The following is a 16,021-nucleotide window of genomic DNA, read 5'->3' on the forward strand; positions in this document are numbered from 1 at the left end:
ATGGACTAGGACAACAATAACTGTTTTATAATTTTGTTTTGTGTTGAAAGTGAATTCAACTGAAATATTAACGTTTAGAGAACTGGAATTTCTTACGAGCTTTCTTCTGACCGAATTTCTTACGCTCTACCATTCTTGGGTCTCTTGTTAATAATCCTTCTGGTTTAAGAATCAATCTGTTCTCAGCATCTAATTCGCACATTGCACGAGAAATTGCTAAACGAACAGCTTCTGCTTGTCCAGTAATACCACCTCCATATACATTTACTGTAATATCAAAGTTGCTGTCATTGTTAGTCATAACTAAAGGTTGTTTTACTTTGTACTGTAAAGTAGCAGTCGTAAAATAATTAGCTAAGTCTTTTTTATTAATCGTAATGTTTCCTTTTCCTGAAGAAACATAGGCACGAGCAACAGCCGTCTTTCTACGGCCAATTTTGTGAATTACATCCATTATTTGAATTCGTTTAAGTTAATTACTTTTGGTTTTTGCGCTGCATGAGCATGCTCTGAACCAACAACAACTGTTAGGTTACGGAATAATACTGCACCTAATTTGTTTTTAGGTAGCATTCCTTTAACTGATTTTTCAACTACTCTTGCAGGGTCTTTACCATACAATTCTGTAGCAGTTAAACTTCTTTGACCTCCTGGATATCCGGTATGACGAATGTAAGACTTGTCAGTCCATTTGTTACCTGATAAGGTGATTTTTTCAGCATTGATAATGATAACATTATCTCCGCAATCAACATGAGGTGTGAAGTTAGGCTTGTGTTTACCTCTTAAAAGTTTTGCAACTTTAGAAGCTAAACGACCAAGCGCTTGACCTTCAGCATCAACCAAAACCCACTCCTTATTTACAGTAGCTTTGTTTGCTGAAATCGTTTTGTAGCTTAATGTGTCCACACTTTGATTTTTTAATTATTAAACATTCCTCTCTCAAAAAGAGTTTGCAAATTTACGATTATATATTTGATTACCAAACCTAGTTTAAGGTTTTTTTATGCTTGAAAATCAGGTCGCTGCAACTTTGATAAATTAACTGTTAAAAGCAGCGCGTTGCAACCTGTCGTTTATGGACTTTCCAAGGCCAAAATCTGGGAAACGCTCTGCGATAATTACGTCGAGATTTTGATGATCTAAATCGTGCATGGCATTGTATAATTTTGATGCTGCTTCTGCCATATCGCCTTTTGGTGATAAGATGATTTGAGTAGTAATAGCATTACCATTTAAATCGTCCTTAAAAACAAGGAGTCCTATGCGTTTTCCTGCATGGTTTTTTACCTCGTCTACAACGTTGCTGGTTAAATATGTTTGTGTTAAAGGCGCATAATGTTTCTCTAGCATGCCTGGAGCGTCCGGACTTTGTTCTTTTTTGTTTTTTATAGTTATTTTTCCAACTACAGCTTCAATATCTTCTAGAGCTAAAGCGCCTAAACGATAGATGATGGGTTCGTCGTTTTCAAATCCAATTATAGTAGATTCTATACCGTTTGTGCATGCACCACCATCTAAAACCATATCTATGTCGTTTTTAAAATAGTTTTCTACATGCTCTGGTTTAGTTGGACTGATGCTGCTAAACGGGTTGGCACTTGGTGCCGCCAACGGAAATGGAAGTTGTTCTAATAACTCTAAGGTTAATGGATGATTTGGTACACGAACTGCGACCGTGTCTTTTCCTGCGGTAATTAAATCTGGAATTGTGGCTTGTTTTTTTAAAACTAATGTCATGGATCCTGGCCAAAATGCTTTAGCGAGCAATCTTGCTTTTTCTGGCACATGGCTTACAATGTTTTCTAAAGCATCAGCAGACGGAATATGAACAATTAATGGATTAAAAAACGGGCGTTTTTTGGTTTCGAAAATGCTTTTAATGGCCTTTTCGCTAAATATATTTCCTGCAAGTCCATAAACCGTTTCGGTAGGGATTGCTACAATTTTATCGGCCTTTAATAGGGCGATAGCTTTTGCTATGTCTTTGGAAATGATGCTCATTTTTGTAAATCAGGTTGCAAAATTAGTTAAAAAAATGATGTGATTTATGTTTGAAAGCTAATTGGTAGCAAGTACGCCCGCGTTAGGGATAGCAGAGGAAAGCCCGCAGCCCGAGGAAGGAGGAGCGAGGACTTGTAACGGATAGCCCGACCCTTGGGGAACGCCCAAAATAGTGTTTATAATGTTTTAGAGTGGTTTTTTGTCTATTTTTGCAGTGTTATGCAAGAGTTAAAACTTTCTAATTGGTTGCCTACCACAAACAAAGAGGTGAAAATTCGCGGTTGGGATGCGCTAGATGTTATATTGTTTAGTGGCGATGCTTACGTGGACCATCCAACATTTGGGCCTGCAGTAATTGGCCGTTTGTTAGAAAGTTTTGGATTACGTGTTGCTATTGTGCCTCAACCTAATGTGAACGATAATCTTCAGGATTTTGTAAAACTAGGTGCGCCGAAACTGTTTTTTGGAGTTACTGGTGGTTGCATGGACCCTATGATTAGTAATTATACGGCTAGTAAAAAACGACGTGATAAAGATGCTTACACGCCCAACGGCGATATTGGGTTTAGACCTGATTATGCGACTACGGTATATTCGAATATTTTAAAAGAAAAATGGCCTGATGTTCCTGTTTTAATTGGTGGTATTGAGGCTTCTTTAAGACGTGTTACCCATTATGATTATTGGAGCGATAAATTAATGCCAACTATTTTAGAAAGCTCTAAAGCAGATATGCTGGTATATGGCATGGGTGAGCAACCGTTGCGCGAAGTGGTGCGTTTATTGCAAAAAGGTGTGCCATTTAGTAGTATAACAACGGTAAACCAAACAGCGGTTTTGTTGGATGCCGATGCTAAAATACCAAAGAATAGTAATTGGGAAGATGTTGAAATAGTTTCGCATGAAGTTTGTTTAAAGGATAAGAAGAAGTATGCTTCTAATTTTAAAATTATAGAGCAGGAGAGTAACAAGTTGGCTGCTCGACGTATTTTCCAAAAGGTAGGTGATAAAACGCTGATGATTAATCCGCCATACCCTACCATGACTGAGGAAGAGATTGATGCGTCTTTTGATTTGCCATACACGCGATTACCCCACCCGAAATACAATAAGCGAGGACCTATTCCAGCTTATGAAATGATAAAATTTTCCATCAACATTCATAGAGGATGTTTTGGTGGTTGTAGTTTTTGTACCATATCTGCGCACCAAGGCAAATTTATTGCATCACGTAGTCAAGAATCTATATTAAAGGAAGTGGATACGGTGGCTAATATGCCAGATTTTAAAGGATATTTGTCTGATATTGGAGGCCCGAGTGCGAATATGTACAAAATGAAAGGAAAAATACAGTCTATATGCGATAAGTGTGTGGCACCAAGTTGTATTTCGCCAGTAATTTGTAGTAATCTTGATACGTCTCATAAGCCTTTAACGGAGCTATATCAAGCCGTAGATAATCACCCAAAAGTTAAAAAGTCTTTTATAGGCTCTGGTATTCGACATGATATGCTCGTACCAGAATTTAATAAAAATGCAGACCCGAAAGAATTAGACGATTATACCGAAGAGGTGATGACCAAGCACGTTTCGGGAAGACTTAAAGTAGCACCAGAACACACCAGCGACCCGGTATTGAAATTAATGCGTAAACCATCATTTAGCTATTTCCATAAGTTTAAGGAGCGTTTTGATAAGATTAATGTTGCCAAAGGCTTGAAGCTGCAATTGATACCTTATTTTATTTCGAATCATCCGGCTTGTGAAGCTGAAGATATGGCAAATCTTGCTGCCGAAACTAAAGATATGGGTTTCCAGTTAGAGCAAGTGCAAGGTTTTACACCAACACCAATGACAGTGGCTACGGTAATTTATTATTCTGGTTACCATCCATACACACTTAAAAAAGTAAATACACCTAAAACGCGTAAAGAAAAAGAGGAGCAACACCGTTTTTTCTTTTGGTATAAAGATGAAAATAAAGCGTGGATAAAAAATACATTGAATAAATTAGGACGCCAAGATTTATTGGATGTACTTCTTCCTGCTAAAACTGAAAAGTGGCGTAAAAATAAGCCTAAAGGTGAAGCCAAAAACACTTTTGATGATGCAGTGCCTTTTAATCAAAGAAAAAAGAAAGTTAAGTACAAAAAGAAACGCTAATAATTCGATGAATTGTTTTTAATGCGCCTCCAACCAATTATCACCAGTATCTAAATCCACATCAAGTGGTACATCTAATTTGAAAGCATTTTCCATTTCAGATTTTACTAAAGTTTTAATGGCTTCCATCTCTGGTTTGTACACATCAAAAACCAATTCATCATGAACCTGTAATAGCATTTTGGTTTTAAAATTGCCGTCTTGGAGTTTGTTGTAAATATGAATCATGGCAATTTTAATAATATCGGCTGCACTTCCTTGAATAGGCGCATTTACTGCATTACGTTCGGCAGCACCACGAACCACAGCATTTCTAGAGTTGATGTCTTTTAAGTACCGGCGACGCCCTAATACAGTTTGCACATACCCGTTATCTCGAGCAAAATCGACTTGCTCATGAATAAAACTTCTCAGTTTTGGATAAGTAGCATAATAAGTGTCAATTAAATCTTTAGCTTCACTTCGTGATAAATCGGTTTGATTACTTAATCCGAAAGCAGATACACCATATATAATTCCGAAATTTACGGTTTTAGCATTACTGCGTTGCTCTCGTGTTACTTCGTTTAAAGGCACGTTAAATACTTTTGAAGCTGTAGATGCGTGAATATCTTCGCCATTTTTAAAGGCTTCAATCATGGTTTCTTCTTGACTTAAAGCCGCTATTATGCGTAATTCTATTTGCGAATAATCGGCAGCTAACAAGGTGTATTCTTCATTTCTAGGAATGAATGCTTTACGCACTTGTCTACCACGTTCAGTCCTAATTGGGATATTCTGTAAATTGGGGTTATTACTACTTAATCTTCCTGTAGCAGCAACGGTTTGCATATAATCGGTATGTACACGACCTGTACTTTCTTCAACCTGAAGCGGTAAAGCGTCAACATAGGTGCTTTTTAATTTGGCGAGTCCGCGGTATTCTAAAATATCTTTAATGATGTCGTGCTCTTTAGCTAAGTACGACAAGATATCTTCTGAGGTTGCGTATTGTCCGGTTTTAGTTTTCTTAGGTTTATCAACCAACTTTAATTTTTCAAAAAGAATTATTCCTAGTTGTTTTGGTGATGCGATATTAAATTCTTCACCGGCCGCCGCATAAATTCGTTGTTCAAGATTTAAAATATCATTATTCAATTCTTCAGATAATGAGTTCAAGAAGTCTTTATCTAAATTTATACCTTCTAACTCCATAGCAGCTAAAACGCGTAGTAGGGGAATTTCAATATCATCAAATAATTTTTGAGTATTGGCTTCGCCCAATTCATTTTTAAAATGCTCTTTAAGCTGAAGGGTGATGTCGGCATCTTCAACGGCATATTCCGTTTGTTTTTCCAAAGGAACATCGCGCATTGACAACTGGTTTTTACCTTTTTTACCAATTAAAGTTTCAATTGAAATGGGTGTGTAATTCAAATAAGTTTCGGCAAGCACATCCATATTATGACGCATATCTGGATTGATGAGGTAATGCGCTAACATGGTATCAAACAATTTACCTTTTACTTGTACATTATATTTTGCCAGAACTTTTATGTCGTATTTTAAATTTTGCCCTACTTTTTCAATGGATTCACTTTCAAAAAATGGACGTATTTGCTCGATCAGTTCTTGGGCTTCGTCTCTATTTTCAGGAAATGGCAAATAAAATCCTTTGCCAATTTCCCAAGAAAAAGCTATACCAACCAATTCGGCTGTTAATGGGTTTAACCCTGTGGTTTCGGTATCAAAACACACCGAAGTTTGACTTAGTAAATTCTTTATAAACAACTTGGTAGCCATTCCAGGAGTCACACTTTGGTAGAAGTGGGAAGTGGTTTCGGCAGTTTTTCGGGTATATTCATTAACCGTTTCTGTTTCGCTTGAAGGGTCTGCTCCGAATAATGAAAACTGTCCCGCTCCGGCCGATTTTATCTCTTTGGGAGTCGATGTTGTTTCAGTTTTCGGGCTTGTTGTTGTATTTTGATTTGATGCATTAACAGTTGTTTCAGTGGCAAAGGTCTTTAAAAAATTGTCGGTCAATCTTCTAAATTCTAATTCTTGAAATATTTCTTTAACCTTTTCAATATCCGGATGATCGAGTTCAAAATCTTTAGCATTAAATTCAACCGGAACATCCAGCATGATGGTAGCTAATTTTTTAGAAAGCATACCTAATTCTTTGGAAGCTTCAACTTTTTCCTTCATTTTACCTTTCAGTTGGTCTGTGTTGGCTAATAACCCTTCCATACTGCCAAATTGGGCAATGAATTTTTTAGCAGTTTTCTCACCAACTCCAGGAAGCCCAGGAATATTATCACTGGAATCTCCCATCATGCCTAAAAAGTCAATAACCTGCATAGGGTCTTCAACTTCAAATTTTTTCTTAACTTCAGGGATGCCCCAAGTTTCATAACCACCACCAAAAACAGGGCGGTACATAAAAATATTATCGGTAACTAATTGTGCAAAATCTTTATCGGGCGTAACCATATACGTTTTATACCCTTCTTTTTCAGCTTGTCTTGAGAGTGTTCCAATTACATCATCGGCTTCATATCCATCTTTAACCATAATAGGAATATGCATGGCTTTTAAAATATTGTAAATATGCGGAACCGCGGTTTTTATACCTTCGGGTGTTTCGTCTCTATTGGCTTTGTAATCCTCATACATTTCAACACGGTCGGCACTTCCACCTTTATCAAAACATACTGCTAAATGGTCCGGGCGCTCTCGTTTAATTACATCTAACAATGAGTTCATGAAACCCATAATAGCCGAAGTATCTTCACCTTTAGAGTTTATTCGAGGGTTTTTTATAAAAGCATAATAGCCGCGAAAAATTAAGGCATAAGCATCTACTAAAAAAAGGCGTTTTTGATCTGACATTGGTTTAATTTTGAAAGAAAACCAAAGCTACGAAAAGTTAAGCTTAAATCATGAAATTAGTCATTTCTATTTCTGGTTTTTGAATATAATTTCTTAACTATAAGTTAAATAAAACTAACATGTAAAGTAATTTTTTAGAATACCGTTATCTTTGAATAAAAAAGAAAATGCTTCGTTGGGTCATATTTATTTTATTTTATCTTTTTATTAGTTTTTATGGGTTTCAGGCTATTAAAGCTGTAACTAAAAATGTATGGATTCACTATGTATTCATTCTATTAGCCCTTATAATTGCGGGTAATTTTATTGTTCAGTTCACGGTATATTCAGAAGGGCGCGTATTAAACCCTGCTAAAAGTTACGCGTTTGGATTGTTACTAGCTTTTATGTCTTTTAATTTGGTTTTAGTACCAATACTTTTGGGAGAAGATATCTTAAGGTTTATTTTAGGTATTTACGATAAGCTTGTAACAAAAAACGAGAGTTTTTACATACCATCAAGACGTAAGTTTGTAAGCCAAATAGCTTTAGGTTTAGCGGCAATACCTTTAAGTTCTTTATTGTACGGTATGTATCGCGGAAAATACCGATTTAGAGTTTTAAATTACACACTGCATTTTGAAGACTTACCAGAAGCGTTTGATGGGTATAGAATTACGCAAATTAGTGATATCCATTCAGGTAGTTTTGATAATAGAGAGAAGATTGAGTACGGTGTAAACCTTATAAACAAACAAGAGTCTGATGCCATTTTGTTCACAGGTGATTTAGTTAACAACAAGTCTTCCGAAATGGAACCATGGAAAGAGCTTTTTGGTAAACTATCAGCTAAAGATGGGGTATACTCTGTTTTAGGAAATCATGATTATGGCGATTATGTGAGTTGGCCATCTTCTGAAGCTAAAGCTGAAAATTTTCAACATTTAATTCAATTACAACAAAGTATGGGCTTTGATTTACTTTTAAATGAAAGTAGATTTATTGAAAAAAACGGACAACGTATCGCTATTGTGGGTGTTGAAAACTGGGGAAAAGGTGGATTTAAAAAGGCGGGCGATTTAAAAAAAGCGGCCCAAAACGTAAATGCTAACGATTTTAAAATCCTACTGAGTCACGATCCTTCACATTGGGAAGACGAGGTTATTAATGATGATTATCATTACCATTTAACCTTAAGCGGGCACACACATGGTATGCAATTTGGCATAGAAATTCCAGGTTGGATTAAATGGAGTCCGGTAAAATGGCGCTATAAATACTGGGCGGGGATATACAAAGAAATGGGCCAATATATAAATGTAAACCGAGGTTTTGGTTATATAGGCTACCCAGGGCGAGTTGGAATTTGGCCAGAAATTACAGTTATAGAACTTAAAAAAGGCACAAATAATGCATAATTGTCTAGAAATGCTATATTTGTAAGAGTGCATCCTATTAAAAAACAATAAAGTATGTCTAAATTTGGAGAACTAATAGATGTAGAAATTCCTGTTTTATTAGATTTTTACACCGAATGGAGTGATCAGTCTGAGCCTATGCACCTTGTTTTACGCGATGTAGCAGCAGCATTAGGAGATAAGGCAAAGGTTATTAAAATTGACGTTGAAAAAAATCAAGAATTGGCCGATGCACTGCGTGTAAAAACCTTACCCACACTAATTATCTATAAAGATGGCGAAATGAAATGGCGCCAAAGTGGTGAGCAAGATGCTAACACACTAATTAGTATCATTCAAGAATACATCTGAATTTTTTTAGACGCTTTTTTGGGAGTTACCAAAATGGTCGGGTTTTAGTTGGTTTATATTTTGAATTAAGGAACTCATGAATACAAATATTTCACTACTCTCCCGATAATAATCGAGATTAAACAAACTGTTCAATACCTGACGCCAAACTGAATATCAAATACCCTTTAAAGATTTAAAGGCATATCCTTTACTCGAAAAATATTCTAAAACTTTAGGTAATGCGTATTGCATGTTCTTTGAAGCTTTAACGCTGTCATGAAAAACAACAATACTACCGTTCGTTGCTTTATCAACTACGTTTTTATAACATACTTCAGGATTTACATCTTGGTCCCAATCAAAAGATAAAACATCCCACATAATTATTTTATAATTTAATGCCATGAGGTTTTTACCTTGCTTCGGTGTTATTTGCCCGTAAGGCGGTCTAAAAAGATTTGTAACCAATAATTCCTGATTTGTCAGCTCAGAAGTTTGAACTTGTGATTTACTTATTGGGATATGTTTTTTCAGAACGGATTCACAAGAAGCAATATTCTTAATATAATTTTGAGCTTGCGTTTTCCAGCCTTTTATATGATTTTGTGTATGGTTACCAATAGCATGCCCATCATTTAATATATTTTGAAATATATCAGGTTGTTTTTCAATATTGTTTCCAATACAAAAAAAGGTGGCTTTAGCGCGGTACTGTTTTAATGTATTTAAGGTCCAGTTAGTAATCTCAGGAGTTGGACCATCATCAAAAGTTAAATATATAATTTTATTAGATGTTGCAATGTCCCAAACATAATTTGGAAACATTTTTTTTGCAACGACTGGTGTTTTTATAGGAGTTAAGGTCATGCCTTAGGTCTATTCATTTACGCTATCACTTTCAAAAGGAACGCCACTATCCACAGGAATATCAATATCAGTTCTTATAGTATCTTCAGGTTCATCTTCACCATAAAAATGATTAAATGCTCTTAAGTAATTATTAAAGATTTCGCCTTCAGTTTGCGCAAAATCAATATCGTATCGTATTAAAACATCAACCAAGCCTTTATAGCGTTGTATATCCGTATAAATTTCCTCAAAATAACGCTCTTGATTATCAATTTTTAAACTACCGTAGTAAGACAGGTTTTCTTGGTATTTATTAGCCACCTCTTTAAATAATTGTTGAGCTTTTTCTTTGTTGCCAACTTCGTAATATGCACCAATAAAAGGCTCTAATAGGGTGTAATATCCAAAGTATTCTACTGGCATGTTATCCATGGCAATATCAGCAACTTCTTCTGCCTTATCAAGTTTTCCTTCGTTTATTAATTGCTCTGTTAAACGTGCCAAATTACCTCTGTAGGTAATTGAGTTTTTACGTGTTTCTACGTCGTGATAAATGTCTGGGCTCCCACTATTTCCCCAATCCCAATTTTTTACTTTTTCATACATTAAATCACTATCTACACGTCCCATATCAAAAGGGTTAGCTCTATCTACAGGGGTTTTAATTGGTACCAGTTTGTAACACATACCGTCTAATTGAAGATAGTCTTTCATCCAGATATAGTCATCATCACCAAAGCTCCCGCCAGTAAAATAAATAGGACGTTTCCAATCGTTATTGGCAACAATATCTAACATCAACAATCGGTTTTTATAAAGTGCGCCACCAGAAACTTTAATGTCTATATGCGGAACAATTTTATCTGCATCTTCAGGTTTTACAAGTCCCGAATTTAAAGCATTCTCTTTATTTACAGGAATTCGTAAATATGGCGTTGGCATATAAGTTGCATTGGCATCCTGATTTCTAACATTTGCCATATCAATTCCTCGTTGTTCTAAAACGTATTTATATTTTGTTTTTGGATTGTTGCTGGCAACAAAATCCAAAAACTTTTTCACTTCCAAAGTATCATTAATTACAGGTTGAATAATGATATAATCATTCGTACCATATTGGTATAAATCGTGAGTTAATTGAGATGGTACGGGATCGCTCTCGTAAGCTTTTCGCTTCATCTGGTCGATATACCAATCCGTTTGAAATAAACTCGTATTAACAACACGCACGTCGGTTCTATAGCCTTCAATTTCTTGAGCATACCAAAGCGCAAACGTATCATTATCTCCAATAGTAAATAAGATGGCGTTTTCAGCACAAGAGTCTAGATACATTTTTGCCATAGCTCTGGCTGTGTATTTGCCAGATCGGTCGTGGTCATCCCAATTGTTGGCTACTAAAATGCCAGGAACCAGAAGTAAACAGGTGATTGTGGTAGCGGTTGCAATGATTTTTTTTGAAGCGTATTTTTTAAGAGTATCGTAAATAGCATAAACTCCAAAACCAATCCAAAGTGCAAATACATAAAATGAACCTACAACCGAGTAGTCTCGCTCTCGAGGCTCAAAAGGTCGAACATTGGTGTAAACTTGAATTGCTATTCCTGTAAACAGGAAAAACACAAGCATGACCCAAAACAGTTTTTTGTCTTTATTAAATAAAAAGAAAAACCCAATTAAGCCTAATATTAAAGGCAGTAAATAGTATGTGTTTCTGGCCTTATTGTTTTTAACATCGCTCGGTAAATTGTCTTGCGAAACGCCTAAGTGCCATTCATCAAGAGGTTTTATACCGGTAATCCAATTACCATGGTTGTCATATCGTCCTTGAATGTCATCTTGCCTACCAGCAAAATTCCACATAAAATAACGCCAATACATATAGCCTAATTGATATTCAAATAAGTAAGCAATATTGCTCGCTAAAGATGGTTTTTCAATATCTATGTATTCTTTAAACTGTTTTAAAAAGGCGTTGTAGTCTTCATAATCAACATTTCCTTGATTAACATCATTTCTAAAATTTGAAATTGCAGTTATTAGCTCATTTTCCATGGCATATTCTGGCTTCAACTTAAAGTTTAAATAACCAGAAAACATCATGTAGTTTTCGGCATGTTCAGCACTCCACATTCTTGGAAGTATAGATGCGTGTTCAGAGTTGTAGTTTTGTTTGGCGTTTTTCCAATCGTTAACCACTACATATTTGCCTTTTTCTTCGTCCTTTTCGTATTTAGGTTTATCATCTACATAAGGGTTGTTTTCATCTAAATACGCATACTGGTCTGTAAACTGCGGGCCAAAAAACAAATGTGTTTCTGGATATTGTTCTAAATTATAATAGGCCAATAATTCTCTGGCACTAGACGGGTTGTTTTCATTAATAACCACATTAGCATTAGCGCGTATTGGTAGCATTAACCATGTTGAAAACCCTATAATTACAAAGGTTAAACATAGTATGCCTGTATTTAAATGTGTGTAGTTTTTTTTACAAGTATATCTTAAAGCATAGGCTATAATAGCCACGAGAGCAATACCTGCAATTACAGAGCCTGAATTAAATGGTAAGCCTACAGAGTTCACAAAAAACAACTCAAAAGAACTAAAGACTCTTAAGATATTAGGAGCTAATAGCTTAAAAACAAATAATAAAACACCAACTGATACCACATTAGCTATAATAAAATTTTGAATAGTTACGGTTTTGTAATTTTTAAAGAAATAGATAAGTCCAATGGCAGGAATGGTTAATAATCCCATAAAATGTACACCAAACGAGAGCCCAATAACAAAGGCTATTAAAATTAACCAACGATTTCCACGCGGTTTGTCCATGTCTTGTTCCCAACGAAGAGCGAGCCAAAATAATATCGACATTATTAATGTTGCCATGGCATAAACTTCCGTTTCTACGGCATTAAACCAAAAAGAGTCTGTAAAGGCAAAAGCTAAACTACCTACTAATCCGCTACCTAAAACAGCTATAGTTTTACCAGCAGACATGATTTTATCTCCAACTAACTTTTTAAGGAGTAATGTAATGGTCCAAAACATAAACAGAATGGTAAATGCACTGGCTACGGCACTCATCATATTCATCATGAAACCAACTTGCGAAGGTTCAAAAGCAAACATCGAGAAAAAGGCACCCATCATTTGAAACAGTGGTGCTCCAGGAGGATGACCAACTTGTAACTTAGCAGAAGTTAAAATGTATTCGCCCGCATCCCAGAAACTTACAGTAGGTTCAACGGTTAAGCTGTATGTTATTAGCGCTATTAAAAAAGAGAACCACCCTAAAATAGTGTTCCATTTTTTATAGTTTAATTGTGCCATTGGTATCAAATTTTATTTGCTTTGGCGAATTTAACAATAAATATGAAACGACACATAACTATTTAGTTTGTCTTAACATATACCAAAAAAGCCCATTTGTTTTAAAAACATGCATTCTTGATGATTATTTTTTAAAAAATACTTGTGCAAAGAAAATTTTGTTATAAATTTGCCACCTCATAAAAAGAATGGCCTATGGTGTAACTGGCAACACGTCTGGTTTTGGTCCAGAAGAGTCTAGGTTCGAGCCCTAGTAGGCCAACTTTAAAAAATGAAACCCTTACTATTTTAGTAAGGGTTTTTTATTTTGAAACCTTTTGGTTTTGAGTGAATTAAATCTTAAAAGTAATCACAGGCCGTTTAGCATGATTCACCAAATCTTCACTAATACTACCATTAAAGAAATGCGAAATGCCTTGTCTTCCATGGGTGCTCATTGCAATGACATCGGCATGAATAGACTCCGAAAAATTCATAATTCCTTTTTCAATAGTAACATCGTTATAGATGTTTGATGTGAAATTTGAAAAATTGGTTGAGGAAGCCAAGTTTTGCATGCGCTTATTCGCAAGGTCAGAAGTAATAAATTTATTTGGTGTGTTTACCAATAACAAATGTACTTTAGCCTTAAAAATTTCAGCAAATGCTATAGCCTTTTTGTATGCGCTTTTGTTTTCTTCTTGAAAATCAGAAGCGAAAACTATATTATTCACTTTAAAAGATAAGTGCTCCTTTTTAACTACTAGAATAGGGACCTCAGAAGTTCTTACTACTTTTTCTGTATTACTTCCTATTAGCATTTCTTTTAAACCGCTTACGCCGTTTGAACCCATAATTACTAAATCGATATTATGTTTATTACAGGCATGAAAAACACCCTTAAAGATTTCGTTGAAGTCTACAGTTTCATGAACAACAATACCGTCTAGATAGCTGCTATTCATAATATTTTCAAACCTTCTATGTGCAAGTTTCATGAAAAATACCGCTTCAGGTAAATCGCTTCGCGAACTCATTGGGTCGATTTCGTTTAACGGAATTTCTAAAATGTGCAGCAAATAAATTTCAGCGCCATGGGCCTTGGCTAATTGCGCTGCAACTTTCAAAGCGTTTTCAGCTTGCTCAGAAAAGTCAGTTGGTACAAGTATTTTTTTCATAACAGTAAATTTGAGTGTATCTAAATTTATGAAATTTTACTTTAAAAACCGATAAAATATTATATATTTGCACCGTTGAAAGGCGAAATTAAAGATATGAGGGGACGGAAAGTCCCCTCTTTTTATACTTAAAATGTTTAAAAATAAAGTTACAGAATTACTTGACACTGCGTTAATTGAAAGACCAGATTTATTCTTAATTGATTTTACTATCAATTCTGAAAACCATATTAAAGTAATTATAGATGGAGATCACGGTGTTTTAGTTGAAGACTGCATGTTTATTAGTAGAGCCATTGAACATAATTTAGATAGAGAAGAAGAAGATTTTTCCTTAGAAGTTATGTCGGCAGGAGCAGCATCACCATTAACACACAAACGACAGTATAAAAAAAACCTTGAAAGAACGCTTAAAGTAAGAACAGCCTCTGAAGAAATTGAAGGAAAGCTTACAAAAGCAACCGAAGATAATATCACATTAGAGTGGAAAGTTAGAGAACCTAAACCAGTTGGTAAGGGGAAAATAACAGTTAATAAGGAAGCAAATGTTCCTTACGAAAATATTGTAGAAGCTAAAGTTATGATTAAATTTTAATTTAAAGAGTTATGGAAAATATCGCGTTAATTGAATCTTTTTCAGAATTCAAAGACGATAAGCTAATTGACAGAGTAACGTTAATGGCAATCTTAGAAGATGTATTTAGAAGCGCCCTTAAAAAAAAGTATGGCGATGATGATAATTTTGATATCATTGTAAATCCAGACAAAGGGGATTTGGAAATATGGAGAAACAGGGTTGTTGTTGCCGATGGAGAAGTTGAAGAGCCTAATCAAGAAATTTCATTAACAGAAGCTCGTAAAATTGAGCCAGATTTTGAAGTTGGTGAAGATGTATCTGAAGAAGTAAAATTAATTGACTTAGGAAGACGTGCTATTTTAGCATTACGTCAAAACCTAATCTCTAAAATTCACGAGCACGATAATACCATTATCTACAAGCAATTTAAAGATTTAGTAGGAGAAATTTACACGGCAGAAGTACATCATATTCGTCATAGAGCAGTTATTTTGTTGGATGACGAAGGCAATGAAATCGTATTACCAAAAGACAAACAAATACCTTCAGATTTTTTCAGAAAAGGAGATAATGTAAGAGGTGTTATTGATAGTGTTGAGCTTAAAGGTGCAAAACCAACAATAATCATGTCTAGAAGTTCACCTGTGTTCTTGGAAAAGTTATTTGAACAAGAAATTCCAGAAGTGTTTGATGGATTAATTACTATTAAAAATGTAGTTAGAATTCCAGGAGAAAAAGCAAAAGTAGCGGTAGATTCTTATGATGATAGAATTGATCCTGTTGGTGCATGTGTTGGTATGAAAGGTTCAAGAATTCACGGTATTGTGCGTGAGTTAGGAAACGAAAATATTGATGTTATTAATTATACCAATAACTTACAATTATTTATTACACGAGCCTTAAGTCCGGCAAGAGTAACATCTATTAAATTAGATGAAGAAAACAAACGAGCAGAAGTGATTCTTAAACCAGAAGAGGTAAGTAAAGCTATTGGTAGAGGCGGACACAATATTCGTTTAGCTGGTCAATTAACCGGCTATGAGATTGATGTATTTAGAGAAGGCGCTGAAGAAGATGTTGAGTTACGTGAGTTCTCTGATGAAATTGAATCTTGGATTATAGATGAGTTTAGTAAAGCAGGATTAGATACTGCGAAAAGTATATTAGAACAAGATCTTGTAGACCTTGTAAAAAGAACAGACTTGGAAGAGGAAACCATCCAAGATGTTATTCGAATTCTAAGAGAAGAGTTTGAAGAATAAAAATTAATAATTCATAATTGCAGGATTTTATGCCAGAATTGGTATAATCCATATATTTGAGTATTTTAA

The 16,021-nt window shown here is 35.1% G+C and carries 12 protein-coding genes and 1 tRNA gene; 6 read left to right on the top strand and 7 right to left on the bottom strand.

Features of this window, described 5'->3' with window-relative positions; translation table 11 throughout:
- Positions 1–67: 67 nt before the first annotated feature.
- The 3 genes from rpsI to BUA46_RS08405 form a co-directional block, all read right to left on the bottom strand.
- Entirely contained in the window at positions 68–454 is a 387-nt protein-coding gene (gene rpsI, locus BUA46_RS08395; protein WP_019386700.1) for a 30S ribosomal protein S9, read from the bottom strand.
- Positions 454–909 carry a 50S ribosomal protein L13 gene (gene rplM, locus BUA46_RS08400; RefSeq protein ID WP_019386699.1) on the bottom strand — a complete coding sequence of 152 codons (456 nt, stop codon included), beginning with the start codon at positions 907–909 and terminating at the stop codon, positions 454–456. The genes rpsI and rplM overlap by 1 nt, the downstream gene beginning before the upstream one ends.
- Before the next feature lie 132 nt (positions 910–1,041).
- Positions 1,042–2,004 carry an L-threonylcarbamoyladenylate synthase gene (locus BUA46_RS08405; protein WP_019386698.1) on the bottom strand — a complete coding sequence of 321 codons (963 nt, stop codon included), beginning with the start codon at positions 2,002–2,004 and terminating at the stop codon, positions 1,042–1,044.
- Positions 2,005–2,223: 219 nt separating this feature from the next.
- On the opposite strand from BUA46_RS08405, the gene BUA46_RS08410 reads away from it, so the two are divergent.
- Positions 2,224–4,167: a YgiQ family radical SAM protein gene (locus tag BUA46_RS08410; protein WP_019386697.1), complete on the top strand. Its 1,944-nt coding sequence runs from the start codon at positions 2,224–2,226 to the stop codon at positions 4,165–4,167.
- Between the two features lie 18 nt (positions 4,168–4,185).
- Here BUA46_RS08410 and polA read toward each other — a convergent pair whose 3' ends face one another.
- On the bottom strand, positions 4,186–7,038 hold the full coding sequence (gene polA, locus BUA46_RS08415) for a DNA polymerase I (RefSeq protein ID WP_019386696.1): 2,853 nt from the start codon (positions 7,036–7,038) through the stop codon (positions 4,186–4,188).
- A gap of 167 nt (positions 7,039–7,205) precedes the next feature.
- Between polA and BUA46_RS08420 the strand changes: the two genes are divergently transcribed.
- Both BUA46_RS08420 and BUA46_RS08425 read left to right on the top strand, forming a co-directional pair.
- Complete coding sequence (locus BUA46_RS08420) at positions 7,206–8,435, top strand: metallophosphoesterase (protein WP_019386695.1); 1,230 nt, start codon at positions 7,206–7,208, stop codon at positions 8,433–8,435.
- A 54-nt stretch (positions 8,436–8,489) separates the two neighbouring features.
- The gene (locus BUA46_RS08425; protein ID WP_019386694.1) at positions 8,490–8,786 is read left to right on the top strand and encodes a thioredoxin family protein; all 297 of its coding nucleotides are present in this window, start codon (positions 8,490–8,492) and stop codon (positions 8,784–8,786) included.
- A gap of 156 nt (positions 8,787–8,942) precedes the next feature.
- Here BUA46_RS08425 and BUA46_RS08430 read toward each other — a convergent pair whose 3' ends face one another.
- Both BUA46_RS08430 and BUA46_RS08435 read right to left on the bottom strand, forming a co-directional pair.
- Entirely contained in the window at positions 8,943–9,635 is a 693-nt protein-coding gene (locus BUA46_RS08430; protein WP_019386693.1) for a polysaccharide deacetylase family protein, read from the bottom strand.
- Between the two features lie 9 nt (positions 9,636–9,644).
- Positions 9,645–12,956, bottom strand: coding sequence for a glycosyltransferase family 117 protein (locus BUA46_RS08435; protein ID WP_019386692.1), 3,312 nt, complete (start codon positions 12,954–12,956; stop codon positions 9,645–9,647).
- A gap of 189 nt (positions 12,957–13,145) precedes the next feature.
- On the opposite strand from BUA46_RS08435, the gene BUA46_RS08440 reads away from it, so the two are divergent.
- Positions 13,146–13,218: transfer RNA gene (locus tag BUA46_RS08440), tRNA-Gln, on the top strand.
- 70 nt (positions 13,219–13,288) lie between these two features.
- Here the strand turns inward: BUA46_RS08440 and BUA46_RS08445 are convergent.
- On the bottom strand, positions 13,289–14,113 hold the full coding sequence (locus BUA46_RS08445) for a universal stress protein (protein ID WP_019386691.1): 825 nt from the start codon (positions 14,111–14,113) through the stop codon (positions 13,289–13,291).
- A 133-nt stretch (positions 14,114–14,246) separates the two neighbouring features.
- Between BUA46_RS08445 and rimP the strand changes: the two genes are divergently transcribed.
- On the top strand, positions 14,247–14,708 hold the full coding sequence (gene rimP / locus BUA46_RS08450) for a ribosome assembly cofactor RimP (protein ID WP_019386690.1): 462 nt from the start codon (positions 14,247–14,249) through the stop codon (positions 14,706–14,708).
- A gap of 11 nt (positions 14,709–14,719) precedes the next feature.
- A complete protein-coding gene (gene nusA, locus BUA46_RS08455; protein ID WP_019386689.1) occupies positions 14,720–15,952 on the top strand; it encodes a transcription termination factor NusA in 1,233 nt (410 codons plus the stop codon).
- The last annotated feature ends 69 nt before the right edge of the window (positions 15,953–16,021 follow it).

Source organism: Algibacter luteus (assembly GCF_900141715.1).
Classification (GTDB): Bacteria; Bacteroidota; Bacteroidia; order Flavobacteriales; family Flavobacteriaceae; genus Arenitalea; species Arenitalea lutea.

Coding starts and splice junctions, on each gene's coding strand:
- BUA46_RS08430 (WP_019386693.1), bottom strand. CDS start 9,635: ATGACCTTAACTCCTATAAAAACACCAGTCGTTGCAAAAAAAATGTTT.
- BUA46_RS08410 (WP_019386697.1), top strand. CDS start 2,224: ATGCAAGAGTTAAAACTTTCTAATTGGTTGCCTACCACAAACAAAGAG.
- rimP (WP_019386690.1), top strand. CDS start 14,247: ATGTTTAAAAATAAAGTTACAGAATTACTTGACACTGCGTTAATTGAA.
- BUA46_RS08405 (WP_019386698.1), bottom strand. CDS start 2,004: ATGAGCATCATTTCCAAAGACATAGCAAAAGCTATCGCCCTATTAAAG.
- rpsI (WP_019386700.1), bottom strand. CDS start 454: ATGGATGTAATTCACAAAATTGGCCGTAGAAAGACGGCTGTTGCTCGT.
- nusA (WP_019386689.1), top strand. CDS start 14,720: ATGGAAAATATCGCGTTAATTGAATCTTTTTCAGAATTCAAAGACGAT.
- polA (WP_019386696.1), bottom strand. CDS start 7,038: ATGTCAGATCAAAAACGCCTTTTTTTAGTAGATGCTTATGCCTTAATT.
- BUA46_RS08425 (WP_019386694.1), top strand. CDS start 8,490: ATGTCTAAATTTGGAGAACTAATAGATGTAGAAATTCCTGTTTTATTA.
- BUA46_RS08445 (WP_019386691.1), bottom strand. CDS start 14,113: ATGAAAAAAATACTTGTACCAACTGACTTTTCTGAGCAAGCTGAAAAC.
- BUA46_RS08435 (WP_019386692.1), bottom strand. CDS start 12,956: ATGGCACAATTAAACTATAAAAAATGGAACACTATTTTAGGGTGGTTC.
- BUA46_RS08420 (WP_019386695.1), top strand. CDS start 7,206: ATGCTTCGTTGGGTCATATTTATTTTATTTTATCTTTTTATTAGTTTT.